Annotated in this window: 19 protein-coding genes; 9 read left to right on the top strand and 10 right to left on the bottom strand. The window is 31.6% G+C overall.

Annotated features, from left to right (window positions below; genetic code table 11):
• Window position 1 precedes the first annotated feature (1 nt).
• The 3 genes from AAGG74_RS17340 to AAGG74_RS17330 form a co-directional block, all read right to left on the bottom strand.
• The gene (locus AAGG74_RS17340; RefSeq protein ID WP_429676454.1) at window positions 2-1,231 is read right to left on the bottom strand and encodes an aspartate aminotransferase family protein; all 1,230 of its coding nucleotides are present in this window, start codon (window positions 1,229-1,231) and stop codon (window positions 2-4) included.
• Window positions 1,232-1,589: 358 nt separating this feature from the next.
• Window positions 1,590-2,129, bottom strand: coding sequence for a PilZ domain-containing protein (locus tag AAGG74_RS17335; RefSeq protein WP_429676453.1), 540 nt, complete (start codon window positions 2,127-2,129; stop codon window positions 1,590-1,592).
• A gap of 112 nt (window positions 2,130-2,241) precedes the next feature.
• On the bottom strand, window positions 2,242-3,189 hold the full coding sequence (locus tag AAGG74_RS17330) for an LCP family protein (RefSeq protein ID WP_429676452.1): 948 nt from the start codon (window positions 3,187-3,189) through the stop codon (window positions 2,242-2,244).
• A 167-nt stretch (window positions 3,190-3,356) separates the two neighbouring features.
• On the opposite strand from AAGG74_RS17330, the gene AAGG74_RS17325 reads away from it, so the two are divergent.
• The 3 genes from AAGG74_RS17325 to AAGG74_RS17315 all read left to right on the top strand — a co-directional run bounded on the left by AAGG74_RS17325 (window position 3,357) and on the right by AAGG74_RS17315 (window position 8,842).
• The gene (locus AAGG74_RS17325; protein WP_429676451.1) at window positions 3,357-4,148 is read left to right on the top strand and encodes a hypothetical protein; all 792 of its coding nucleotides are present in this window, start codon (window positions 3,357-3,359) and stop codon (window positions 4,146-4,148) included.
• Between the two features lie 140 nt (window positions 4,149-4,288).
• Window positions 4,289-6,613 carry an AAA family ATPase gene (locus AAGG74_RS17320; RefSeq protein WP_429676450.1) on the top strand — a complete coding sequence of 775 codons (2,325 nt, stop codon included), beginning with the start codon at window positions 4,289-4,291 and terminating at the stop codon, window positions 6,611-6,613.
• A gap of 1,203 nt (window positions 6,614-7,816) precedes the next feature.
• Window positions 7,817-8,842, top strand: coding sequence for a coiled-coil domain-containing protein (locus tag AAGG74_RS17315; RefSeq protein ID WP_429676449.1), 1,026 nt, complete (start codon window positions 7,817-7,819; stop codon window positions 8,840-8,842).
• Window positions 8,843-8,919: 77 nt separating this feature from the next.
• On the opposite strand, the gene AAGG74_RS17310 is transcribed toward AAGG74_RS17315, so the two are convergent.
• A complete protein-coding gene (locus tag AAGG74_RS17310; RefSeq protein ID WP_429676448.1) occupies window positions 8,920-10,200 on the bottom strand; it encodes a UDP-N-acetylmuramoyl-tripeptide--D-alanyl-D-alanine ligase in 1,281 nt (426 codons plus the stop codon).
• A 159-nt stretch (window positions 10,201-10,359) separates the two neighbouring features.
• Between AAGG74_RS17310 and glmS the strand changes: the two genes are divergently transcribed.
• The 4 genes from glmS to AAGG74_RS17290 all read left to right on the top strand — a co-directional run bounded on the left by glmS (window position 10,360) and on the right by AAGG74_RS17290 (window position 16,448).
• Window positions 10,360-12,159, top strand: coding sequence for a glutamine--fructose-6-phosphate transaminase (isomerizing) (glmS, locus tag AAGG74_RS17305; protein WP_429676447.1), 1,800 nt, complete (start codon window positions 10,360-10,362; stop codon window positions 12,157-12,159).
• A 141-nt stretch (window positions 12,160-12,300) separates the two neighbouring features.
• Window positions 12,301-13,767, top strand: a complete 1,467-nt coding sequence (locus tag AAGG74_RS17300; RefSeq protein WP_429676446.1) for a UDP-N-acetylmuramoyl-L-alanyl-D-glutamate--2,6-diaminopimelate ligase — start codon at window positions 12,301-12,303, stop codon at window positions 13,765-13,767.
• Between the two features lie 141 nt (window positions 13,768-13,908).
• Entirely contained in the window at window positions 13,909-15,765 is a 1,857-nt protein-coding gene (locus AAGG74_RS17295; RefSeq protein ID WP_429676445.1) for an LTA synthase family protein, read from the top strand.
• Window positions 15,766-15,872: 107 nt separating this feature from the next.
• Entirely contained in the window at window positions 15,873-16,448 is a 576-nt protein-coding gene (locus AAGG74_RS17290; protein ID WP_429676444.1) for a methyltransferase family protein, read from the top strand.
• 186 nt (window positions 16,449-16,634) lie between these two features.
• Here the strand turns inward: AAGG74_RS17290 and AAGG74_RS17285 are convergent, their stop codons facing one another.
• The 5 genes from AAGG74_RS17285 to glmM all read right to left on the bottom strand — a co-directional run bounded on the left by AAGG74_RS17285 (window position 16,635) and on the right by glmM (window position 22,994).
• Window positions 16,635-17,201, bottom strand: a complete 567-nt coding sequence (locus AAGG74_RS17285) for a hypothetical protein (RefSeq protein ID WP_429676443.1) — start codon at window positions 17,199-17,201, stop codon at window positions 16,635-16,637.
• Between the two features lie 36 nt (window positions 17,202-17,237).
• A complete protein-coding gene (locus tag AAGG74_RS17280) occupies window positions 17,238-19,535 on the bottom strand; it encodes an EAL domain-containing protein (RefSeq protein WP_429676441.1) in 2,298 nt (765 codons plus the stop codon).
• 209 nt (window positions 19,536-19,744) lie between these two features.
• Entirely contained in the window at window positions 19,745-20,836 is a 1,092-nt protein-coding gene (gene mltG, locus AAGG74_RS17275; protein ID WP_429676440.1) for an endolytic transglycosylase MltG, read from the bottom strand.
• 78 nt (window positions 20,837-20,914) lie between these two features.
• The gene (locus AAGG74_RS17270; protein WP_429676439.1) at window positions 20,915-21,238 is read right to left on the bottom strand and encodes a hypothetical protein; all 324 of its coding nucleotides are present in this window, start codon (window positions 21,236-21,238) and stop codon (window positions 20,915-20,917) included.
• 403 nt (window positions 21,239-21,641) lie between these two features.
• Window positions 21,642-22,994, bottom strand: coding sequence for a phosphoglucosamine mutase (gene glmM, locus AAGG74_RS17265; RefSeq protein ID WP_429676438.1), 1,353 nt, complete (start codon window positions 22,992-22,994; stop codon window positions 21,642-21,644).
• 211 nt (window positions 22,995-23,205) lie between these two features.
• Here glmM and AAGG74_RS17260 point away from each other — a divergent pair, with 211 nt between their 5' ends.
• Both AAGG74_RS17260 and secA read left to right on the top strand, forming a co-directional pair.
• Window positions 23,206-23,592 carry a hypothetical protein gene (locus AAGG74_RS17260; RefSeq protein ID WP_429676437.1) on the top strand — a complete coding sequence of 129 codons (387 nt, stop codon included), beginning with the start codon at window positions 23,206-23,208 and terminating at the stop codon, window positions 23,590-23,592.
• Window positions 23,593-23,647: 55 nt separating this feature from the next.
• Window positions 23,648-25,960, top strand: coding sequence for a preprotein translocase subunit SecA (secA, locus tag AAGG74_RS17255; RefSeq protein WP_429676863.1), 2,313 nt, complete (start codon window positions 23,648-23,650; stop codon window positions 25,958-25,960).
• 142 nt (window positions 25,961-26,102) lie between these two features.
• Here secA and AAGG74_RS17250 read toward each other — a convergent pair whose 3' ends face one another.
• Window positions 26,103-26,558, bottom strand: coding sequence for a hypothetical protein (locus tag AAGG74_RS17250; RefSeq protein WP_429676436.1), 456 nt, complete (start codon window positions 26,556-26,558; stop codon window positions 26,103-26,105).
• Window positions 26,559-26,680: the final 122 nt, after the last annotated feature.

Raw genomic sequence — 26,680 nt, 5'->3', positions numbered from 1 at the left:
GTTAATATACCTCCGCAGCTCTTTGGGTTAAATTTAATTGGTGATTAATAATTGTTTCATCTAATATAGTAAGAAAATGATATATCTCTTTTTCAGTTATGATTAACGGCGGTAGTAGTCTTATAATATTACCTTGTATGATATCAACTAATACTCCGTTTTTTAAAAGTTTAAGTTGAAATTCTTTTGCTTCTTTTTTTGTAAAACTTAAAGTTATGCCAAACATCAAACCCTTGTATCGTATTTCTTTAATGATTTGAGGAAATTTATTCTTAATAATATTTAAGCCGTCTAATAATATTGACGATTTATCTTTAACATTTAGAAAGTCGTTTCTAATTAGCACTCTTAGTAAAGTTAATCCTAAAGCTGTTGCTAGTGGAGGATTTGCCCAGGTTGTTCCGTGATCTCCTGGATTATAAGTATCCGAAATTTTTTTATTTGCAATTACCCCGCCTAGCGGAATTCCTCCTCCTGCTCCTTTCCCGAATAATATGATATCCGGTTTAACTTTGGCGCTTTGGTAGCTAAACAATAGACCAGTTCTTCCCATACCTGTTTGTATTTCGTCAACAACAAATATTGTATTTGTCTCCTCGCATAGCTGTTTAGCTCTTTTGATAAAGCTATCTTCTATTGGAATTATCCCTCCGGAACCCAAAACAGGTTCCATCATAAATGCAAGTGGTTTTTCTTTTCTTAATAAATTTTCAAACTCGCGAATATTATTGGGACTGCATTCTATTGCATCGAATAAATTGTTTGAAGGATAATCTTGGTACACTGATTCTTGCCTTGTGAAAGTTAGTGATCCAAAAGTTCTTCCGTGAAAGCTGTTTTTTAAAACAATAATTTTTCTTCTTTCATCGTTAGTTCTTATTTTAAACTTGAATAACATTTTTAACGCTGCCTCTGTTGCCTCTGTTCCACTCGTGGTAAAAAAAACTTTCCCTTTTGTAGAAAGTTCTGATAATTTTTCAGCGTATTCTATTGCAGAGGGTGTAAAAAAGTGGAGCGGAGAATGAATTATTTGCACAGATTGTTCCTTAATAGTATTTATAAGGATAGGATGATTGTAACCAAGTTGATTTACTCCCACTCCAGAAAACATATCTAGGTAGGCATTATCTTTGTCGTCATATAAATAACAACCTTGCCCCTTTGTAATCGCAAGTGGTAATCTATGATAAGCGGGAAGTAAATATTCAACGTCTTTTTTTAGCCAAGACAAGGAGATCCCCTCTTTCAAAAATTAATTAGTTTTTCTCTTTTTATTTACTTTTGTCTATTTGTATCAACAAATAAAAAAACCTTTATCAACAAAAAAGAAAACCAATTAGCTTTTAATTGATTTTCTTTTTGAAAAGTATCTTATTAAATAATAAATAAGATCTACCAATAATGAAATTAACAAGTAAATGTATAAATAACTAAACACAAGAAATATTGGTATGAAAAAGAACACTGCGCTACTTAATTCCGGCCATAAAAAATATAATAAGGCTACGAATATCAAAGTAGCTATTCCGTTTTTAACATTGTAATTAGTATATAAAGATTTCATCTTAATACACCGCCTGAACAAAAAATTATCTATATTTTAGGTTAATGCCGTGATAGTAGACTTTTCTTTCCTTGTCGAAATTTGTCCAACAGACTTGCCCCATAGCTCTTCTTGGAACATTCTCTTCGTCGAAAAATATTTCAACAAATTCTGCTTTTATTTCATAGTCTGTTTCTATCCTTAAACCTGAATAACTGATATCGAGTATCGTTACAATTCCTATTTGATTAAAGTCAGATACTACCGCTTGATATTCTACGCTTTTTCTTTCTTCTTTTCTTAAATTTTCAACTACTGTGTATTCTTTTACCGAAAATTCATAAACCGGCTTCCCGTCTAATTGAGTTAAGTTTTTAAAGAATATCTTAAAGAATTGTATACTTTCATATGATGAGTAAATAAGGTTATATTCTTCGTTAGTCGAAAATGGGACGGGTGAACCTGTTAAACTTCTAGGAATAAGTGTGTAAAGTTCTTGTTTTTCTTGGTTGTAATCAACTATTTTAACATTTGTGAGAAATCTATGATCATTTGTAATAACTTCTGCTGTTTGATGGAATTGCATCTATACACCTCCTGTTTAGTGGATTATACAAAAAAATATTTTTTTTTCAAAAAAACAATAAAAAAAAGCACCTGCGAACAAGGTGCTTTTTCAATCTAACCTTAAAAGAATTCTACTCTTCAAGTAAGTCATTTAATTTGTGTCCTACTTCTTGGATTGCTTCGTCTTTGGCAATAACATAAGAAACCCCGTTGATCATATCTGGTCCGGATTTAAAGTCTACTGTTTCTATGTTTTCGCTATTTAAATTTCTCATTTTCAAGGCTAATAACCCTAAATCTTTGTAACTTATATTTGAATCGAAATTATTATCAACTACTTTTATGATGTCGATTATTTTCGGAATATTACGCAAAGAAATAGTTTGGTCAACAATCGCTTTAATTACTTGCTGTTGTCTTCTCATTCTTCCGTAATCACCCTCGGCATCTTTTCTAAATCTAGCATAGTTTAAAGCTTGTATACCTGTTAACTTTTGTTTCCCTTTCTCTAAAGTAAACATAGTATGTGTTATGCGGTCACTAAACTTGATATCCTTTTCTACATCAATTTCCAACCCACCAATTGTATCGACCATTTCTTGGAACCCTTTGAAATTTATCGTTGCATAATAATCAAGCGAGATTCCAAATTCATTTTCGATAGTCTTAGCAGCTAGATCTACTCCTCCCTTTGCAAAGGCAGCATTTATTTTATCGTGCCCTTCGTAACCTGGTATTGTAACTCTAAGGTCGCGAGGAATAGAAAGTAATGACACTTTGCTTTTTTCAGGATTTACTACTGCAACCATAATAGTGTCGCTTCTATTTGATTTAAAATCATCACCGTCTACTCCAAGTAACAACATAGCAAAAGGCTTTTTTGTATTCAAACTAGCATTTTCATCAAAATGTTCGATGTTTGAAATTTTTTTCACTTCCTTCACAAACTGTTCTTCTGCTGTTGGATCCGGATTGATTGCTTTCCATATGTATTGATTAAACAAAAAGTATCCACCATATGCTATGATTCCTAATAATAATATAGAACCAAGAAACTTGATAAAACCAAGAGCTTTCATATTTACACCTCTTTGAATTTAAAACATAAGCAATTATCAATTTATTCTGTAATAAAAATTAATTCCCTACTGAACAATTATTTTTAATAAAATAACACGCAAGCGGGTTTTTTACTAGGTTTTGGTTTATATATATAATATAGAGATAATTTAAGGAGAATTAGATAATGAAAAAAAACGAAATTAATTATCAAGAATTCAAAAATATGATTACAAAGTTTATTAAGTTGCCAATAATCGAAAGTCAAGGTGATCCCTGGGTTCTTAAAGTTAAACTGACTGATGAACTTATTTTAAAGATGGAATTAGAAAACATTTGGAATCAATATCTAAAAACCAGAGAGTTCTCAATTTTATTGAATTATATACAAGCACAAAAAGAAGGCCTAATGTCTTTACAGACCAATGGCAATGATTACGAAGAATTAAAGGGGAATTTGATTCCAACTATAAGATCTGACAAATTTATAGATAACTTGAAAGCTGGAGATAATGTTATCAAAAAAAATATAGGCGGGGATTTAAACGCTCTTGTTATTTTAGATGAAGAAAAATTCACAAAAACAATTGACAGAGAATTATATGATTTTCTTCCAGAAGATTGTGTGGTTTTTAAAGATGCTATGAATAATCTTCTGCAAAAGGGTTGGATTGAAGAAACTAAACTAATGATTAACGAGTTATTTGATTTGTATATTTTTGAAGAAAAAACTAATCATTCGTCCCACTTTCAATTTTTTGTAAATGAATGGATGGATATGCGATTTGGAGATTGTTATATTGCGTTTCCAACAAATAAAATAGCGTTGGTATTAAAATTAAAAAATATTGGGTGGAAAGATCACATTGAATCTTTGAATTATTTCGAAAAAGTTGTGAGAAATATTTACATTTCAAAAGAATACTCTCTTTCGGACACAATAATTAAATACCAAGATGGAAAACACGAGTTATTGTAAGTTCGAGTTTTAATATACTATATTGCATTATATTATTTTGTATTACAAAGTAATATAAAATAATATATTGTATTAAAACATATGCGATACACACTTCATTAAAAATGAAAAAACATACAAAGGTTATGGAGGGAGAAACAATGGGTATTTTGAATTTTGGGAGATCTACAACAGCTCCCCTATTTAAAGTTGTTCGAGATGCAAATTATTATTATGAAGTGAAATTAAGAAAATCAACAATAAGTTTTGTTCGTACTGAAAAAGAAGCTTATGAACTTATTTCGAAACTAGAACCAAAATACAATTGGAAAAAGATAAAAGACTTGAATGATTTATCTAGAAAAGATCGGGAGTTTTACGAAAGTATTAGGCCGTTATTAAGACAGTATAGTGTTCCTGAAAGATTTAATGGAAATTACCTGATCAATAAAGATGAATTCGGAAATGTTTTTTATAGGCTGCAAAAAAATAATCAGACTGTTTGTGGTAAACATTTATCAGATGGTTTAGCAATCCGCGAAAATGATGATAATAATAACTTGTACCATCTAGATAATGTTTATAAAGGCGAGACTATTACAATTATGAATTCAGAAGATCAAATAATTGAATTGTATAACAAAACAAAAGAATTTATTCCCTATCATTTAGAAGATATTAATAACTATATTGTTGATGAGCCTCTAATTAAAAAATTTTTAGAAGATGCTAAAATCTCTATTGTTGAAAATAAAGAAATACCTAATGTGAATCTAGAGGCCTTAAGCCGATTTCAATTTAGAATTATGGGTGGAACAGATCCAGAAAAGATGAAAGTTTATGTTGAATCGATGAAAAAACTTAATAATATGATCGGTTTGAATGCAGTTAAGCAAAAAATAAACATCTTTATTAAAAACGTTTATGCCGAACGAAAATTAGAAGAAATTAATCTAAGAATCAATTCATCTTCGTTGCATTCTTTATTCGTCGGACCACCAGGTACGGGAAAAACTGAATTTGCGAGAATTATAGTTGAGTTGTTTTGGTCTTTGGGGATGATTGCTGAGAAAAAAATCATAGAATTATCTAAAGAAGATCTTGTTTCTTCTGCGATTGGTGGTACTGAGGAAGTTACAAAAGAGAAAATCCAAAGGTCTATTGGCGGAATTTTGTTTGTCGATGAAGCGTATATGCTGAAAGGAATAAGCGGGAGTCAAGAAGATTACGGAAAAATAGCTTTAGAAATCATTATGAGAAGTATGGAAAATCACAGAGATGATTTAATGGTGGTATTTGCAGGATATCAAAACGAAATTAATGAGCTTTTAAATGAAAATCCTGGTCTAAAATCTCGTTTTGCTCTAACTTTTAATTTTGAACAATATACACCACTTGAATTATCGCTGATCACTCAGAGAATGATCGAAAATCAGGGATTTGTAGCAACAAAAATCACTGACGCATTGAAGATGCTAATGAGTAAAAAAGCAAAAAACGCAGCTCTTCAAGGGAATGCAAGAGATGTTAGAGTTTTCGCTGAACAAATAATCAGAAATCATAAGAATAGAATTGCCGAAAATTCCGAAATTAGTTTAACTGTTATAGACCCTGAAGATGTTCTTTCGTTAATCAATAATACTAAGATTGAAAATAAAGAAGGACTTTATCAGATTAAATTGGAAGCTGAGAAGGAATTGAATGACTTAATTGGGCTAAACAATATAAAAGAAGAAATAGTAAGTTGGTCTAATTATGTTACTGTTGAAAGAAAGAGGCAGGAAATTGGCGGATCCGCCTCCCCTATTAGATTGCATATGACATTTGAAGGTAATCCAGGCGTAGGTAAAACCACTGTGGCCAGAATTATAGGAAAAATTTTGAATGGAAATGGTATGTTGTCCAAAGGTCATTTTGTCGAAGTGTTTGGTAAAGATTTGGTTGCGGGATATATGGGACAAACTTCTGAAAAGGTTAAAAACATTGTTAACAGTGCTCTTGGTGGTGTTTTGTTTATTGATGAAGCATATAGTATGGTCAAAGGCAAGGAAGATACATTTGGAAGAGAAGCTGTTGATAGGTTGATAGTTGAAATGGAGAATAATGTAGATGATTTGGTTGTTATTCTAGCGGGATATACAGATGAGATCAATGAATTATTTCAAGCGAATCCTGGATTCCAATCAAGAATTGCACGGAGATTTTTATTTGAGGATTATTCTTCTGCTGAACTTATTAGCATATTAAAATCAATAATAAATAAAAATAATTTCACTTTAACGGACGAAGCTGAAGCAGAAGTTGAAAAGTTGATCATCAGCCGCCTTAATGACGATAACATTAATGGAAATGGTAGATGGGTTAAAAGCTTATTTGAAAAAATAAAAATGTCGCAAGCAAATAGGTTAATGAATTCAGTAACTGAAAAACCAGATTTTTATAATATAGAAGCAATTGATGTAAAAAAAGCGGAAACTAAAATATGAAATGAAAAACGCTGCTAAATTAGGCGGCGTTTTTTGTGATCAAGAAAGACTTCTCTCTCCCCTTCGCTCCCCTGTTTATTTTGCAATCTTTTTATTTGTAACTTAAATATATTAACATCATATCGCTTATATAATCACATTACATTTTTAATATATTATTAATATATTGTATTAATAATATATTGTATTAATAATATATTTTATTGATTTAGGTGTTAATTATACCTTGTACACTTTCGCCTCACGTATAACTCAAAACTTTATCCTTATTTAGAATAAATATTAAATCCAGTAAAAACATCTTAGTTAAGAGTATTTAGAGTGTGATATGCAATGACTGTTGTTAAGCTGCAAGAGATGCCATTGACGTTCAAATAAGCCTAAGCTCCCCTACCCTATCATAATCATAAAAATGGTAGTTAAAATCAATCGCTCTTTTAATAACAATATAATTTATTATAGTTTTAATATATTATTAATATATTGTATTAATGCTATTAATAGTCATAGATATGATTGAGTCGTTTTCAAAATGCTTTCTTTCCTTCTTTCTGATATTAAATAAAATAGCCGTCATCAACTTAAAAGATCCATTTCTGATTTTCTATGAACTTGCCCCCTAACAAATCAGACTCCAATCAATTTTCAGAGTAATAATTGATTACAAATTATTGATTTCCGAATATTAAGGGTTTTCAATCTATACGCTCGAAATCAATATTTTTGATCAATAATTATTAATAACATTTTTGATCTCTTCTGCAATTGATCGATATTTATTGATTATTTTTTTGATTGGAGTTATTCATTTGCGATAATTATCAATAATTATTGATCGTTTTTTTGATGTAAAGTGATTGCTGGTAATTACATCTTTTTATTGTTTGAATAAAGTACGATTTATTGTTTTTGATTTATTTTGATTGATAATTATCGATCAATTGTTATTGATCGATCAACTGTCATCAGTTGAATGCGGTGAATCAATTAATAATTATTGATCTCGATTGATCAAAATAATCGATTCTTAAATTTGATTGAAGTTGATTACTTTTGATTGGTTTTAAACTTAAAATCACTAATACAGAATCAAAAAAAATCTATCCAGAAATTGATTGGATTTGATTGATTTTGATTGGAAATACATCATATTATTATGTATCATTATTATTAGGAAATCGATTGTGGAGGTGGAGAAGAGAATTGGTCGATAAACAGGAATTGAAAAGTTTTTTAGAAGAAAAGTTCACAGATGATCCGCTTATGAAAGAAGTCAGGGATCTTAATTTATATGATGAAATATATAAAAATGGTTTTTTAGACAATTTGAATATACGAGATACATATTCTTTACCTCAAGCGGCTGAAATGCTGGGAATGAAAGATTATGCTCTCCGGAACAATTTGCATAGGCACTCTTTAGATCAATATTTTGAACCTATAAAGGTTGGGAATCAGTATAAAGTTGATTATAAAGGAATTTTTAAATTTCGTTTAATGGAAGTATTAACTGACAAAGCTGGGAAAACGCCAAAAGACATTGCTAAATGTGTCGGAACAATTCCAACTAGCGGTTTTGTCCATAGAAGAGGGAGTTGGAATAACCAAAATGTAAGTAACGAACCAGATTTAGCTGCAAATCAACAAGAATTGAATAACAAATTAAATAGTATTGAAAGAAATATATGGCTTATGAGGTTTGAAAAAGAGGTTGATAATTTTAAATACTCTTATGAACAAGCAAAAAGGTCAATTATTGACTGGGAAAATAAAGTTGCTTTGATAGGAATAGAGATAGAGAATTTAGAACTACAGAAGCAACTAAAGAAACAAGAGGAAAAAACACAAGCCGTAATAAGAGAAAGTCATAAAAAAATAGGGGGAGTAAATGGTAACTCAATTGGATTTAGCTTTAAAAACCTTTTTAAGAGTAAATCAGTTGACTACGACAAGGAAATAAGCGGGGTTATCTCACAAATTGATTCTCAGATGTTGAATTTTACTCCCGACCAAACAATAGAAAAAAACTTAAAAAGGCTTAAGGAACAACTTAAAGAATTGCAACAAGAAAAAGAATCTTTAATTTTGGAAGCACAACAAAAAGAATTGGAGTATAATGAAAGGAAAAATAAGTATTTTATGGCAAAAAAACAATTTGATTCATTGTTTTCTAATTCAACTAAAGAATACTTGATTGAAGATAATCAAAACAGGGGCCCAAAGGAGTAGTGGTTTAACCTCGACTTATATTATATAAAAAGCGAATCATAACATAATATGATTCGCTTTTGTATTAAACATCCCGGTCATAATTTACAGAATGATTCGTAGATAGTCTCAAGTCTCATTCCTCTTGAAGCCTTTAAGTAAAAAAAGCTATTATCAATTTTTTCATTTTGTAAATAATCAATTAACTTTTGGCTATCTTCAAAGTATCTAATATTGTTGTTTGAGTTACAGATGTCATATGCAGCTTTCATTTCTCCGCCTACTAAAAAAAACTTACAATCTTTAATATGGCTTATAAGTTTCCCTACGCTTTGATGAGTCTTTTTTGATTGATTTCCCAATTCAAAGATATCACCTAATATTGATATCTTATTTTTATTTATATCTATTGTTAAAAAGGTTTCTAGTCCTCTTTGGATAGAAGAATAACTAGAATTATAGCAATCTAACAAAAATGAATTATTATCATATTCAACATACTCTAATCTTAATGGCTGATTGATGAAACTTTTTAATCCCTCAGAAATTAGGGTAGGGGAGATCCCTAGTTCAATAGCAACTTTAATTGAAAATAAAGCATTCTTTGCGTTATGGAAACCAAAAGTGGGTAAACTATAATTATAACCTTCGAAATGAAAACTTAGCCCGTTTTCATTTTGCGTAAACATACATATTTCTTTTTGACTGATAGTTTTGCCATCTACTCTTTTTAAAAGTGGTTCATCACCATCAATAAAAACAGAGTGATCGTTCTTTAACCCCTCTAATATTTCCATCTTTGCTAATGCAATATTTTCTCGAGAACCTAAAAGGCCTATATGAGACTCTCCGATGTTTGTGATAAGGGCAATATTAGGTTCAGCAAGATTTGAAAGTGCGCTAATTTCTCCTAAATGATTCATTCCCATTTCAAGTATGCAAACTTCTGTCTTCAGAGGCATTGATAATAATGTTAGTGGTACTCCTAGATGATTATTGAAATTCCCTTTATTTTTATGCACTTTGAATTTTGTTGATAACACTGAATACAACATCTCTTTAGTAGTTGTCTTTCCGTTAGATCCTGTAATAGCAATTACTATGGGATTTATTTTTTTGCGATATTCAGAAGCTAGACTCTGAAAAGCATTTAAAGTATCGTCAACGAAGATGTAAGTTATTTTATCAATAAGATGATCAGGAATTTTGTTTTTTCTATCCCATAATGCTGCTATAGCACCATTATTAATTGCGTCCTCTATGAAACTGTGGCCGTCTTTAAGTTCACTTTTTATAGGAATAAATAGTCCATTTGTGGTTATTTCTTTACTGTTAAAATGAAAGTTTGTTACACCAAGTTTTATAATATAATCTAACACTGTTTTTTCCTCCTAAAATTATTTTATTAATATTTTTTAAAAAATAACCTAACCCATTGTTTTTTATTGTAAGAATTAAATATGATAATTGAGATTGTAAAAGGTGTTATTCACCTTATTAAAAATAATCAATAATTACTTATCAGGAGGACAAAATATATGTGTGGAATAGTAGGCTATATCGGGCGCAAAAAAGCGCAAGATCATTTAATTGCAGGATTAAGTAAACTTGAATACAGAGGATACGATTCAGCTGGTATTGCTACGATTCAGGAAAATCAAGTTAGAGTGGACAAAGCAAAAGGGAGAATAGAAAATTTAAGAAAGATTCTTGATTCTAATAACCAGGCTACTGCTGGTATTGGACATACTAGATGGGCCACGCACGGGCCTGCGACAAGGAAAAATGCACACCCTCATACAAGTAACAGTGAAAGATTTGTGTTGGTTCATAATGGCATCATTGAAAATTACCAAGAACTAAAAAATGAATATCTAACAGATGTTGAGTTTCAAAGCGATACAGATACAGAAGTAGTAGTTCAATTAATGGAAAAAATGTATTATAAAACAAACTCTACATCTGAGGCCTTCAGATTAACGCTAAATCTGTTAGAAGGAAGTTATGCTATTGCTATGATTGATCTGGAAGATGAAAATACTCTATATGTTGCTAAAAATAAGAGTCCTCTACTTATTGGTAAGGGAAGAGGAGAAAATATGGTAGCTAGTGACGCAATGGCAGTCATCAATCTAACAGATGAGTTTATCGAATTAGAAGACGAAGAAATGGCTTTCTTAACAGCTGATTCTATTTCTCATTTTAAAATTTCTGGTGAAAAGGTAGAAAGAGGAACATTTAAAGCTGAAATAGACCCAGGTGATTTAGAAAAAGGGACGTACAGTCACTATATGTTGAAGGAAACTGATGAACAGCCAGCAGTAATCCGTCAATTAATTAATGAATACACTCATAAAGAGCAGTTCGACATAGATAATAAATTAAAGAAAGATATATTATCAGCAAAAAGGTTATATATTGTTGCTTGCGGAACAAGTTATCACGCTGGTTTAGTTGGGAAAAAACTATTGGAGAAACTTGTTGGAATCCCAACTGAAGTACATATTGCTAGTGAATTTACTCAAGACCCCCCGATGTTTGAAGATAAATCCTTCGCAATGTTTATTTCTCAAAGTGGAGAAACAGCAGACAGCCGAGAAGCCCTGCAAATGGTAAAAAAATTAGGAATTAAAACACTTACACTTACAAACGTAAAGGGGTCAACCTTATCTCGGGAAGCTGACCATACATTGTTGTTGTTTGCGGGACCAGAAATAGCAGTTGCATCGACAAAAGCGTATACAGCTCAAATCGCGGTAATGAGCATCCTCGCAGATGTATTACGCAATGAAAAGGGGCTTCCTGAACAATTCGAACTAAGAACAGAACTTTCTAAAATAGCACAAGGTATGGAGCAAATGGTCGATCAAAAAGACATCTTTGAGGATATTGCTAAAGAATATCTTTCCAATGCAAGGAATTGTTTTTTCATTGGAAGAACGATGGATTACAATGTCTGTCTTGAAGGTGCTCTTAAATTAAAGGAAATCTCTTATATTCAGGCAGAAGGGTTTGCTGGGGGAGAGTTAAAACACGGTACTATTGCTCTAATTGAGGAAGGCACGCCGGTAATCGTTCCAATTACATCTGAGGATGTTAATCTAATGATTCGAGGCAATGTACAAGAAGTAAATGCAAGAGGAGCTAAAAGCTGTATATTAGCTATGGAAGGTCTTGAACAACAAGAAGATCGATTTGTGTTACCAAAAACTAATCCTTTGTTATCTTCTTTGATTAGTGTTGTTCCAATGCAATTAATAAGTTATTATGCTGCTTTACATAGAGGTTGCGATATTGATAAACCACGAAATCTAGCGAAAAGTGTTACTGTACAATAAACAATTCGTATAGTAAGTAATACATCATTGACTAGTTTGCATTACTTACAAAAACTTAGTAATAACGGCTTAAAAAATTAAGCAAATTTCAGTAAATACTGGGATTTGCTTTTTTTAAAAACTAAAGGAGAAGTTAATAAAATGAAACTTAATACATTATTGAATCAAGTAAATTATGAGCTTGTTACAGGAAGTTTAAACATTAATATTACCAACATAACTTATGATTCTAGAAAAGTACAAAAAGGTTCGTTATATGTATGCATTCAAGGAGAAAAGTTAGATGGTCACTCTTTTGTTGAAGAAGCAATAAAAAAAGGGGCAGCTGCGATATTGGTGCAAAAACCCGTAAAAATTAATGATAAAAGGAGAACAACTGTAATTAAAGTGGATAATTCCAGGGTTGTGTTATCACAAATATCAAACATTTTCTTTGGTAGTCCGTCTAAAAAAATGAATATTGTCGGGGTAACAGGGACAAATGGAAAGACATCAATATCATATTTAATCTCAGAAATGTTAATGAGAATTAAAAAGAATGTTGGAGTAATAGGAACTATAGGAATTCAATTAAATAATTCGGATCTAAATTTATCAAAAACTACACCAACAACGCCTGACTCATTGGAACTTCATATGATCCTAAATGAAATGATAAAACAAAAAGCGACAGATGTTGTTATGGAAGTAACATCAATCGCTTTAGATCAACACAGAGTAGATGATTGCAGTATAAACGTCGGTATTTTCACAAATTTAACAGAGGATCATTTGGATTATCACGGGGATATGGAAACTTACCAAAAAGCCAAAAAAAAGTTGTTTGATCTATGTAAAGTGGCTGTTATAAATACAGATGACCCGACCGGAAGATATTTTACTGACTATTTCAAGGAAAAAAACATAGAGAAAGACGCACAATTAATAACATATGGTATTGAAAATGATGCTGATATTACTGCTAATAATATTGTGTTGAAGGCAACTGGTTCATTATTTACATTGGATTTCAAAGGGGAAGAATACGCAGTCAAAATAAATCTTCCAGGTAAATTTAATATTTATAATACGTTGGCTGCTATAGGTGCTGCAACATATTTGGGAGTCCCTATAGAAAACGTTATTGAAACTCTTGCGCGTATAAAAGGTGCTAGAGGGCGTTTTGAAAGCATAGAAACTAAAAAGGGGGCATCTGTTGTAATTGACTATGCACACACTCCAGATGCCTTGGAAAACGTGTTAAAAACGATTGTCGAATTCAATCCGAGAAAGATTATAACTGTTTTTGGATGTGGTGGAGATAGAGATAAAACAAAAAGGCCTATTATGGGTGGAATATCCTCGAAATATTCAGATCTAAGTATCATCACTTCTGATAACCCTCGAACAGAAAATCCTTCAGAAATCATAAAGGACATAGAAAAAGGTATAAATAGATCGAATTATTTGATTATAAGCGATAGGGAAGAAGCGATTAAATCTGCTATTGAAAAGGCTGGAAAAGATGATCTGGTATTAATTGCTGGAAAAGGGCACGAGACTTATCAAATGATTGATCAAAAGACAATTCATTTTGATGATATGGAAGTTGTGAAAAAATATATATAAACAAAAAGAATGGGTTTTTATAACCCATTCTTTTTGTTTTATAGTAGCTGATAAATTTATAGTTTGTTTTCGCTAATAAAAGGGTTGTAAAAAAATATAAATAAGAAGAAATGGATTTTAAAACTAGATGTGGAGGTAAAGATGAGAAAAAACGCGGGGAAAATTGCTATAATAATTTTGTTTATTGGACTATTATGGGGCAAAGTAAATTATGTTCAAACTAATGTGTTCGATTTAGACCTTGAAAATAAAACGCAGCATTTTATTTTAAGTTTCAATCCATTAAGTAGTGTTTTGCTGCTGCTTGGTATAGGAATGTTATTTAAACATTGGGGAATATTCACTGCCTATCTAGTTGGAACATTTGTTTTGTTTGCTAACGTTTTATATTTTAGAGAACTTAATGATTACATAACGATACCTGTTCTTCTACAAACCAGTAACGCTAGTACTCTGACTAGTAGCCTAGGAGACATATTGGAATGGAAAGATATTTTTTATTGGATAGATGTAATTTTATTGTTTGTTTTAATGTTGTGGGTCAAGAGAAAAAAAGAAATCAAATGGAATGGTAAACAAGCAAGCATCTTTATCTATTCATCAATACTTATATTTTTAATTAATATGGGTTTATCAGAAAAAGAAAGACCTGATTTATTATCTAGAACGTTTGATAGAGAAATTCTGATCAAAAATATTGGTTTGTATAATTATCATATCTATGATGCCTACCTGCAAAGTAAAACTTCTGCACAAAAGGCAATGGCCGATAGTGACGAGATCAACACAGTTTATAAGTACATAAAAAGCAAGCATAAAGATGTAAATGAAAACTTCGCTGGTATTGCCAAAGGTAAAAACGTGATAGTGGTTTCCCTAGAAAGTACACAATCCTTTGTCATTGATAACAAATTAAATGGTCAAGAAATAACTCCGTTTATGAACAAATTTAAAAAAGAAAGCATATACTTCGATAATTTCTATCACCAAGTGGCACAAGGAAGGACGTCTGATTCAGAATTTCTTTTAGAGAATTCGTTATACCCTTTGGATAGGGGATCGGTGTTTTTCACCCACGGAAGAAATACCTATTATGGGCTACCTAAAGTGTTAAAAGAAAATGGTTACTATACAGCCGTGCAGCACGCAAATAACAGTTCATTTTGGAATAGGGATATTGTTTATCCAAACTTGGGGTATGATAAGTTTTTTGATGTGAATTCTTATGATGTTAACGAAAAAAATTCGATTGGTTGGGGATTAAAAGACAAAGACTTCTTCAGACAATCTATCGAACATATAAAAAATATGCCACAACCTTTTTATACAAAAATGATTACTTTGACAAATCACTACCCCTTTGTTTTAGACGACGCAGATGCAACAATCGATCAAGGTAATTACCCAAGTAAAACGTTAGATCGTTATTTTCAAACTGTTAGGTATACAGATGAGGCTTTGAAGCAATTTGTTGAAGAATTGAAAAAAGAAGGGTTATATGAGAACTCAGTTTTGATAATTTATGGAGATCATTTCGGTATATCAGAAAATCATAATAGATCTATGGGAATGTATCTAGGAAAAAATATAAACGACTTTGAATACTTCCAACTTCAGAGGACTCCTTTATTTGTTCACATTCCGGGATACACTAATAATAAAATTATGAGTAAAGTATCTGGGCAAGTAGACTTGCGACCTACGATTTTAAGTCTCCTCGGAATTAATGATCCTAACCCGATCACTTTTGGACAAGACTTATTATCTGAAGAAAGACCAAGTTTTGTGATAGAAAGAGATGGTTCTTTTGCGACCAGTGATGTGGTATATAAAAATGGAGTTTGTTATGATAAGTATACTGGTGGAGAAACAAATATTGATAGTTGTAGACCTTATATAGAAAAGGTGAAAATGGAGTTAACCTTCTCTGACCAAGTAATTTATGGGGATTTATTAAGATTCCTTAACAATATCGACATTGAAAAAACAAAAAAATAAACCACAAAAAAGATGAGACTATACAATCGTCTCATCTTTTTTGTGATTAGAGGGAAATCAAATAAAGAGAATAACAGATCAAGTGGGCTAGGGAGGAGGAGTAATAATTGGTTTTTAATTTATCACTTCAAGAGTCACTGGGATATATGCTATTATTTTGGGTCATACTGGAGTATAGAATTTTTATTATTCAAGGTAAAAGACCTAAGAGGAATGACAAGAAATTAATAGTAAAGTTTGCGATAATGACTTTCACATTCGCGATCACCGCAGCAATATTTATGTCTATAAGCGAAATAGGTGATATAAAAGAATATCAACAGTTTTTTTATTGGTTGGGAATTTTCATAATGTTGATCGGTGTAGTTTTAAGACAATACAGTATGCATATATTGGGTAATTATTATGCTGCAACATTGCAGCTCCAAGAAGCTCCCAAACTCATACTAAAAGGCCCTTTTTCACTTTTAAGACATCCTTGTTATGCTGGATTTATGTATGCTTTATGGGGGATAGGTCTAGCATTGTTGAATTGGATTTTACTAATATGTATAGTAGCATTTTCGCTAACTATATTTCTTATTCAAATTAATGTTGAAGAAAAGAATTTGAAAACGTTTTTTGGAAGCGACTATGTTGACTATCAAAAAAGAACAAAAAAAATAATACCGTTTATTCTATAAAAGGTTGAAAAAGCAGCTCCTATTAGCTGCTTTTGTTTTCGATATTATAGTTAAACTTGTATTCTACACAGTAATCCTTTTTGCAAACATTTTTCATCCAAAAATTACAATAGCCTTCATTATCTGTTGAAGGTGTATATAATGAACAGTTTTCGCAAGCTTTTTTCATATAAATCTCTCCCATATTTATAACTTTCTATTTCTGGCCTTTATCAATCTAGAAATATTTTTATTGAATTGATGGAACAACTCATATTTAAATTCATTAAGGGTCTGAATTAAAAATATATCATCTTGATTAATAGGCAATCCTGATCTCTGCAAGAAAGTCCGAGAATGAAATGGTCTTTCATATTCTTCTATCGTTTTTTCTAAAAGCCTTAATTCTGTTGGAAAATTGTTAAAAGATTCTTGGAAACCTTCTAATAGTTCCTGGTAACTAATAGGGAATACTTTAAAAAATTCTGGATTCATTTCTAATTTTAAAAATGGAAAATAATCAAGAAGGAAAAAAACATAAAGTTGTTTTATTTGATTTGGCTTTAAGTCTTTTAATTTTTTTATATATTGATTTTTTGTTGTAAAGGGGAAATCTTCTGATTTAATTGAGTCTATGGTGGTAAAGAATAGCTCGATTATTGTAGATGAACTAATTATCATATAAGAGTAAATTGATGGGGAGTCATCTTTTTTAATTTGTTTGGCTAGTTCGAAAGCAGCTTCGGACCATTTTTTTAAAATTTTATTATTCAATTTATCACCTCTTTCACAATTGGTTGGGTTTGGGTGTTACTTTTTTAAATATTTTTTTTCAAATTCGTTGGCAGGTAAAGGTTTTGAGAAGAAATAACCTTGAATTCCATCGGTGCCGATTGACCTTAAAATTTTTAATTCCTCCTCGGTTTCTACTCCTTCCGCAATAACCTCTAAATTCAATACGTGTCCGAGTACAATTATTATTTCTACAATTTGTTTCATTTTTGAATCTGAAAGGATTCCTTCGGTAAAAGATTTATCCATTTTCAACCGATTAACTGGAAAATCTTTTAGATAAGATAGAGATGAGTAGCCAGATCCAAAGTCATCTATTGCTAATCCACAACCTAACTCTTTAATTTTATCTAGTACGTTTAGAACATTTTTTTTGCGTTTCATAGCAACTGTTTCGGTAACTTCTATGGTTAAGAGATGTGGCTCTAACCCAAATTTTCTTAAATTTCGTTGGATAGTTCGATAAACATCTTGTCGTTCAAATTGTCTCCCTGAAACATTAATACTAATTGGAACAACTTTGTTTCCATTGGATTTCCACTCTTTTAATTGTCTACAAGCTTCTTGAATTACCCAAGCACCTAAAGTATGAATCATTCCAGAAACTTCTGCTAAGGGAATAAAAATTCCTGGAGAAATTATTCCTTGTTCTTCAGAGTACCACCTAATTAGAGCTTCGGCGGATATGATTTCTCCTGTATTGGCATCAACTATTGGCTGGTAATGGAGTTTGAATTCATTGTTTTCAATTGCTTTTCTTAGATTCCCGTTAAGATGGAATTGTTCGCTTTGATCAATAATCATACTTTCATTGAAAAAGCTGTAATAATTTTTCCCTTTTTGTTTAGAGTGATACATTGCAGAGTCAGCATATCTAGTAAGATCCTCTGAACTATTTGTGTCATCTGGGAATGTGGCTATTCCGATAGAAGAAGAAATTAAAATTTCGTGACCTTCAACTTCAAAAGTGTCTTGGAACCCTCCCAATATTATTTTTGCGATTTCAGTTAATTCGGATTTTCTATGGAAAGTATCAACAATGATAGTGAATTCATCGCCGCTCATTCTGTACAAATGACAATGAGAGGGCAACAAGTCTTTTATACGATCAGAAGTTTGTTTCAATAAGGAATCGCCAGCTGAGTGTCCTAATGTATCGTTTACATTTTTAAAATTGTCTATATCAAAAAAGATAAGAGCAAATTTATTAGAGTTTTCTTCAGCTTTGTTTACTGTTTTGATAATTTCTTGTTGGAAGCTCGCTCTATTCGGTAGGTTAGTTAAAGTATCTTTATAGGCTAACTTATAAATGGTTCTTTCGTATTCTTTTTGTTTGCTTATATTTTTAGCGATTCCGTGTATACCAACAATAATGTTATGTACATATATAGGGAATAGAGATAAGGAAACAAAGATAGGGCTCCCTTGTTTTTTGATCATAACTGTATCATAGTTTTTTCTAACGCCATTTTTAACGTGTATAAGGCTCTCTACGACCTTTTTAAAGTATTCAGGTAGTATAAGGGTAGAAAACGGTCTATCGAGTATCTCGTCCCTTGTAAAGCCTGTAGCGTCTAACATTGCGTCGTTAATATCAGTGAAGCAAGAATCTAAATCTAAAGAGAATACAAAATCAGGATTTTGATCAAATAAAGATTTAAATCTATGCTCCCTTTCTATAACATTTTGTAAATCTCTATTTTGTATATCTAAATCTCTCATTATGATGACAACATATTGTACTTCGTTATTTTTCCCTATAACTGGGTTAAAGCTCCCGTTAACTACAATGTGATCATTTGCCCCATTGATTCTGAAGCTAATTTCGTGTCTTTCGTTCTTTTCGAAAACTCTATTGATAATATGAGTTATATGAACATTATCATCTTCGTGTATGAATTCAAGGAAAGGTCTTTTTTCGAAAAAAGATGGGGGAGATTCAAGATAAGTTTGGTGTGAAGGTGTTGCAAATATAATTTTTGATGAAGAGTCAATAATAGATATCATATCGTTTGTTTGGTTTGTTATAGTTTTATATATTGGGTGATTTTCAAGTTCTACATTTTCGTTCCAAACGATATATAACGTGTATTCGCCATCTGAAAATAAGATTTTACTTTTTTCGAAGAAAACAGGTATATGTTTACCAGTGGAATGAATTAATGAGTCTTCCTCTGATGAAAACAAGCAATCTATAGGTTTCATTAGTATGTCGTCTTCATACTTATCTGTTAAATGGCAAATATAATGATTAACGGATACGATTAATGATTCGTTATTAACCAAAAAAGTGCCAGTGTGATAACGGTTCTCCATAAGTTAATTCCCCCTAATCTATAATTTTTGAAGATAATAATCTATATCCCCGAAAAAATCCATTATTTAAGAAAGAAAAGTGCTTATCTTTTGTTCAACTTGTCAGTAAGTCTTGTTCGGTGTTTTTTTTGATAGGGTTTCACCTAAGAAAAGGGGATAGAAAAGTGAGATGGTTATGTAAAAAAGCCGGCATATTCATACCGGCTTTTTTATTTTTTGGTTAATTCCAACCATTCTTTTTCATATTTCTTTCTGTATTCTTCGTGTTGAGGAAAGGTTTCTGCATAAAATGTTTGTCCATTTGGTCTAGCATAAAAGTATATAGCTTTAAATTGTTTTCCTGCTGGATTTAAAGTTGCGTAAAATGATTCTTTACTCGGAGCATTAATTGGTCCAATTGGTAATCCAGGGGTTACATAAGTATTATATGGTGAAACAGTATCTATATCGTCGTAAGTCATAAAAACCTTATGTTCTTTATTGGCATAAGATGCTGTGATATCACTTTCCAATTTCATACCTTTAGCTAGCCTATTATAGAAAACCTGAGCAACTTTGGGTCTATCCTCGGAAAATTTCGATTCCTTTTCTACAACAGAAGATAAAGTCAATAATTGATCAAATGTGTAACCTGAGTTCATTATTTTTATTTTATTCTCTATGTACCATTTGTTTGTTTCCTCCAACATCTTTTCTATTATTACGTGAGGAAGTGTGTTCTTCTGGAAATCATAAGTGTCTGCGTGTAAATACCCTTCGAGCTGAACCATTTTTTGCTGATTATATTCTGGTAACCAAAGATATTTTTTTCGTAGCTCACTGTAATAATCTTTGTCATTCACTGTTCTTAGAAAGGCATCTTTATTTACTATGTTTTTTTCTGAAAGTATGTTGCTCATTTGTTCAATTGTGGTGCCTTCTGGGATCGTAATATAAGCATTTGAGGATTCGTCTAATGCCGAATTATCGACTTTATTCAATTCAGCGATTAGCGAATCAAATGTTTTAGAATCCAATTTAAAAGTTCCAGATTTGAAACTAACTTCAAACTTTTTGCTTGTCCAAGGTGCTAGATCATAATACAATTGCTTAACCCTTATGTAATAATAAAAAACATCTGCATCCTTTATTAATCCGTTTACTTCTAATAAGTCTGCTACTTGTCTAACTGAAGTTCCCTCGGAAATGTCTATGCTTCCTGGAGAAACATTTGATTTATCTTTATACCATAAATAACCCCCAGTTGCAGCAAAAGAAATCGCCGCAATGAAAATAATAAATTTGATAATTAAACCTCTCATTGGTAAATTTCCTCCTAAAAAAAAGTTCCTTCTAAGCTATTCGACTAGCGAAAGAAGAAACCTTAAAAAAAGGGACAACTAATTAAACCAATTCCAATGATTTTTTTTGTTCATACCTACACCCATTAAAAAGTTTGCAGGATAAATATAATTTTCAGTGTATTGGTACACTTTAAAACGACGGTCGTAGATGCTTACCTCGGTAACTTCTCCGAAGTCATTCATAACAACAAATGATTCATTAGACCAATGGATGCCTAGAACTTCGTAATCTAAATTGTTTTCGAAGCTAAGATCATCGTGAGTTTCGTGGGGGATATTTGCTAAGCAATAAAGAGAATCAACTCTTTTGTTGCAATTTTTCATATGATTTTTTAAATATATTGATGAAAATACCTGCATTAATTTATTCCCTTTCTTAGTGATTATTGATTTTTCAAATTATAAAATACTTTTTTCTATGAAGGCAATATAGTAGACAGGTTAAATTGGACTTAAAATGTATCCCCGGATTTTTTAATATTTTTTAAGTTTTTGCTGAAAATTTCGTTATAAGAGAACGGGGAGGGATAATATGATGTGTGATCATTGCAAACGCAGATATGATTATGATGAAGAAGAATTTTACGAATGTGATATATGTGATTATTGTATCTGTGATAAATGTATGCGTAAGCAAGGAAAGCAATGTAAAAAATGCAACGAAGGCCGCTTAAGTTATCGATAATCCTTTTGGATTTCTTTATAGCCTAAATGCTTTCAAAAAATTAACCCCTTGATGTTTTTATTCATCAAGGGGTTTTTATTATGAAATATTTTTAATTTCTTTTGCTATGCTGCCTGTCAATTCTTGAACAAGTTTGAGATTTTCGCCTTCCACCATAACACGAATAAGGTTTTCTGTTCCGGAGGCTCTAACTAAAACTCGTCCATTACCAGAAAGCGTTTCTTCTGCTTTTTGTATGGCCTTGTTGACAGAAGGGCTGTTTTCCCAAGCTTTTTTGTTGTTAACTCGTATGTTGGCTAATTCTTGAGGATATTTTTTAAAGTCGCCTAGTAACTCTGAAAGGGAAGACGAAGATTCTTTTAAAACATTAATTAATTGAAGTGCGCTTAAAATTCCATCTCCGGTAGTATTGTAATCTGAAAAAATTATATGTCCGGATTGTTCTCCTCCTAAGCAATGTCTTCCTTTAATCATTTCTTCTAAAACATAGCGGTCTCCAACTTTTGTTTCCACTGTATTTACGCCGATTTTCTTTAGTGCTTTTTTGAAACCGAAGTTACTCATTACTGTTGAAACGACTGTGTTGTTAGAGAGTTTTCCTTTTAATGATAATGACTTAGCACATAAATATAATATCTGGTCCCCATCTATAATATTTCCTAGCTCATCAACAGCAATTAATCTGTCCGCGTCTCCATCAAATGCTAATCCTATATCAGCATTATGCTCTAACACTTTTTCTCTTAAAAAGTCTGGATGTGTGGATCCGCAACCTGAATTTATATTTGTCCCATCAGGATTAGCGCTATAGGTATAAACATCCGCACAAAGACTTTTGAATAATGTTGGTGCAATTGTTGAAGCGGCGCCGTTAGAACAATCTAAAACAATCTTCAAGTGCTCAAAAGATTGATCGATAGTATCCTTTAAAAATTTAATATAAAGATTGGCAGCATCTTTGTTGCTAATTGTCATTCCTATATTATCGTTTGTAGGATTGGGAAGTTCGTTAATATTTTCTAAAAAATATTCAATTTGCAACTCTATTTCGTCTGCTAATTTAAATCCGTTGCTGTTAAAAAATTTAATGCCATTGTCTTCAAATGGGTTGTGAGAAGCAGAGATCATCGCTCCACCATCAGCAATTTGTTTTGTTAAAAATGCCACTCCTGGTGTTGGTATGATGCCTAATTGTATTACGTCTACCCCCGAAGAAGTAAGACCAGAAATAAGAGCATATTCTAGCATTGGACCAGAAATTCTTGTGTCTTTTCCTATAACAAAAACTGGTTTCTTTTTGAGTGTACTATTTGCTTTAAAATTCTTGGTTAAAACATAACCAGCGCTTTTTCCAAGTTTGTATGCTAATTCTGGTGTAAGGTCTTTGTTAGCGATTCCTCTTACTCCATCAGTACCAAAATACTTTCTCATAATATATATTACCTCCAGCTATACTTTCTTTTTGAACAATTTTTGAAAATGGTGGATATACCTTGTTTCTAATAAAACAAAATTTAAAATGTTTCACGGGAAACATTTCGCAAGAATATTCAGTATATTTTTGGATTTTTCTTAAAAACAAGGAACAAAGATAAAATTTAGCAATATACCAACATCGATAATAACAAGCGAGGTGAGGATGGTGGAAAAAAAATATTACATTCTAATAGGAATACTGATCGGTTGGGCAAGTTATTTTGTTTTTCCGATTGAGAAACCAGCACTAACGTACTTTATTGGAATATTTATAGGGTCTATATCCTTGTTTTATATCCGACAAGAAAAATATACTCATAACATATGGATTCAGTTGGCTTTATGGGCGATTTTGATTGTTTTGTTCCCTTATTATTTTGTAGCTGGAATGGCTGTTGGTATAGGGACACACATAGGTTTAGATCTAATGAAAAAATTAGTTAAAGGAACGCAACTAGGATTTTATCAACAATGGATGTTCACAATGTTTCTGATTTTAATTAATTCCATTGTTGTAGTTGGAACAGCTATAGGAAAGTTTTTAAGTTATTGAACCCGCCGCATTAATTGCGGTTTATTTTTTTGAAGTAGGTGAGGTATAAATGGGGATCCAACAAATGTTAGACAATAAGCGTATCAAGAAATATATGAAAACTGTAAATTTGATATTAGAAGAGCATCAAAAATTATCTGAATTAAAAGATGATCAATATAAAGTGTTAACTGAAGAATTAAAAGATAGAGTGAAAAATGAAGAAAGCGTAGATGATATTAAAATAAAAGCATTTGTGCTGGCAAGAGAGGCTGCTAAAAGAGTCCTTGGTCTAGAAGCATATCCAGTACAATTAGTAGGAGGACTAATATTATCAGATGGAAATGTTGCTGAAATGAAAACAGGGGAAGGTAAAACCCTTGTCTCTTTATTTGCAATATATTATCAAGTTGTATTAGGAACCAAAGTTCATTTGATAACAGCTAACGATTATCTTGCAGAACGTGACAAAGAAGAAATTGGGAAAGTTTTAGAATTTCTTGGTGTTTCTGTTGGTTTAAATGCAACTCATCTTTCTGCTGAAGAAAAAAAGAGTGTATATAAAAAAGATGTTATATATGGTACTGCTTCTGAGTTTGGTTTTGACTACCTAAGAGACAATATGACAGGTTCACAAAATGATAGAGTTCAAACTGGTTTAGAATTCGTATTAATAGATGAAGCTGATTCGATACTCATTGATGAAGCGCGTACTCCGTTGATAATTTCTGGACAAAAACAAGAAGATTTAACTCTTTATAAAAAAGCTAAATTTATTGTTAGTACCTTTACAAAAGAAGATTATGAGTATGATATAGAAAAGAACACGGTTTGGATGACCGAACAGGGGATAGAACGTGCACAAAAATTTTGGAAAGTAGATGATTTGTTTGCAGGAAATGAGAATATATTAAGAGCGACAAACTTACTTTTAAAAGCATACTTCACATTGAAAAAGGATAAAGATTATGTTGTGCAAGATGGGGAAATCCTGTTAGTAGACCAAAACACTGGGCGAATAATGGAAGGTCGTAGATTTAGTGAAGGGTTACATCAGGCTATTGAAGCTAAAGAAGAAGTTGAAATTAAAGACGAAACTATAACCCTTGCTACAGTAACTATCCAGAATTACTTTAGGATGTATCAAAAAATTGCTGGTATGACTGGTACTGCAAAGACAGAAGAAGAAGAACTTCAAAAAATATATGGTTTAGACGTTCTTGTCGTTCCAACCCATAAGCCTATAGCTAGGATTGATGATGAAGATGAAATTTATTTAGACAAAGAGCAAAAGGCAAAGGCAATTATAGAAGAAGTGAAAAAACGACACGAAAAAGGTCAGCCAGTTTTAGTGGGTACATCTTCAATAGAGGATAATGAATGGTTAAGTAGGCTATTTAGACAAGAAAATATTCCTCACGAAGTCTTAAATGCGAAGAATCACGAAAAAGAAGCTGAGATTATATCGAGGGCTGGAGAAAAAGGCGCTGTAACTATTGCAACCAATATGGCCGGTCGTGGAACAGATATAAAGCTTACTAAAGAGACTAAAGAACTTGGAGGGCTAGCTGTGATAGGAACAGAAAAACACGAGAGCCGAAGAGTTGATAATCAATTAAAAGGGCGTTCTGGGAGACAAGGGGATCCAGGATACAGTAAATTTATTTTGTCTTTAGATGATGAATTAATTAAGAGATTTAATGGTGAAAAAATCAAAGAATTAGCTCTCAAATTAAGATTTCCTAAAGAAGAGCCTATCAAGCACAGGATGGTTGTTAAAGCCATAACAGGTGCCCAAAAAAGAATGGAAGGTTCTAACTTTGATATGAGAAAAAATCTATTACAGTATGATGAAGTAATGGATATACAAAGGAAATTCATTTACAAAGAAAGAAATGAAATAATTGAAATGAATGAAACAAAAGATTTCACGAAAAAAATGCTGCAAGAATTTGTTTCTTATGAAGTTAATATCAGATACAACCCTGGTGATCCCAAAAAGATTATGAATTGGTTAGTTAATGAAGTTACAGGTGCTGTAGATGAAAAGAGCTTTGATTTGGATGATGTTAAGGATATAGAAGAGAGAGTTATAAAAATTGTATTGAAACAATATGAAAAGAAAAGAGGAGAGCTTGGTGATGAACTAATGGACAAAGTAGAGAAACCTTTGTTTATGGATTTATTAGATCAGTTCTGGATAAGACACCTCGACCAATTAGTCCAATTAAAACAAGGGATTCATTTAAGGGCCTATGCTCAAAACAATCCGCTTGTTGAATACCAAAGGGAAGCATCAGAAATGTTTCAAGAGGTGCTTAGTGAAATAAAAAGACAATACTGTATGAATGTGATTCATATGAAAGTTGCCCATATAGCGCAAGGTTAATCATTGATAAGTTGCCTTGCTAGAATTTTTCTGTTTATTATGTTTTAGAGTATATTATTTGTTACTTGGAATTAGAGAATTGTAAACAAACGATTAATTGAAAAAGAAAAAGCCTTTCACAAACGTGATAGGCTTTTCAAAGTTATACTAAATATCTATTTTTTCTTGTAAACACCCAGTTATAAAACACAACTATTAACAAAAATACAATGAACATACATACAAACATAGAGATTACAAAAGCTATTGTTTGTAAAAATGATAGAAGTGGCAGCGCATAAGAGATTCCTTTTGAAACACTTAATAAAACCAACACAAAAGGTGAGAAAGTTAATACAATCAGAGTCCATTCTGTTAAATTTCGGGCAAACCAACCAAACCAGGTGACAGCGGGGTTATCGCGCATTTTTCTTAATTGTTTGATGGACACATTTTCAAAAAATGAATAGTATACATACGAAAATATACATAAGAAAATAACTGATATTGCGCTCAAAACATAAAACGTATAGGTTGATCCTGCGAAACTGTTTGAAGTTCTAGTAAATAAAAAGCCCACAGAAACAATATAACCCAAGATATACGCAAGTAGTTTCATTCTTACACCTCCCTTAATATAGTCCTTAGATCAAACTTTGTTTAAAAAAGAAAATATCCTTATAAATTGAACGCTTTTGCCAAAGGAATAAAATAGTTTTTCGAAAAATAATTCAATATTAA

Origin of the sequence: Bacillus mexicanus (assembly GCF_050445615.1) — a bacterium.
GTDB lineage: Bacteria > Bacillota > Bacilli > Bacillales > Bacillaceae > Bacillus > Bacillus mexicanus.
This window is presented reverse-complemented; position numbering and strand designations above follow the sequence as displayed.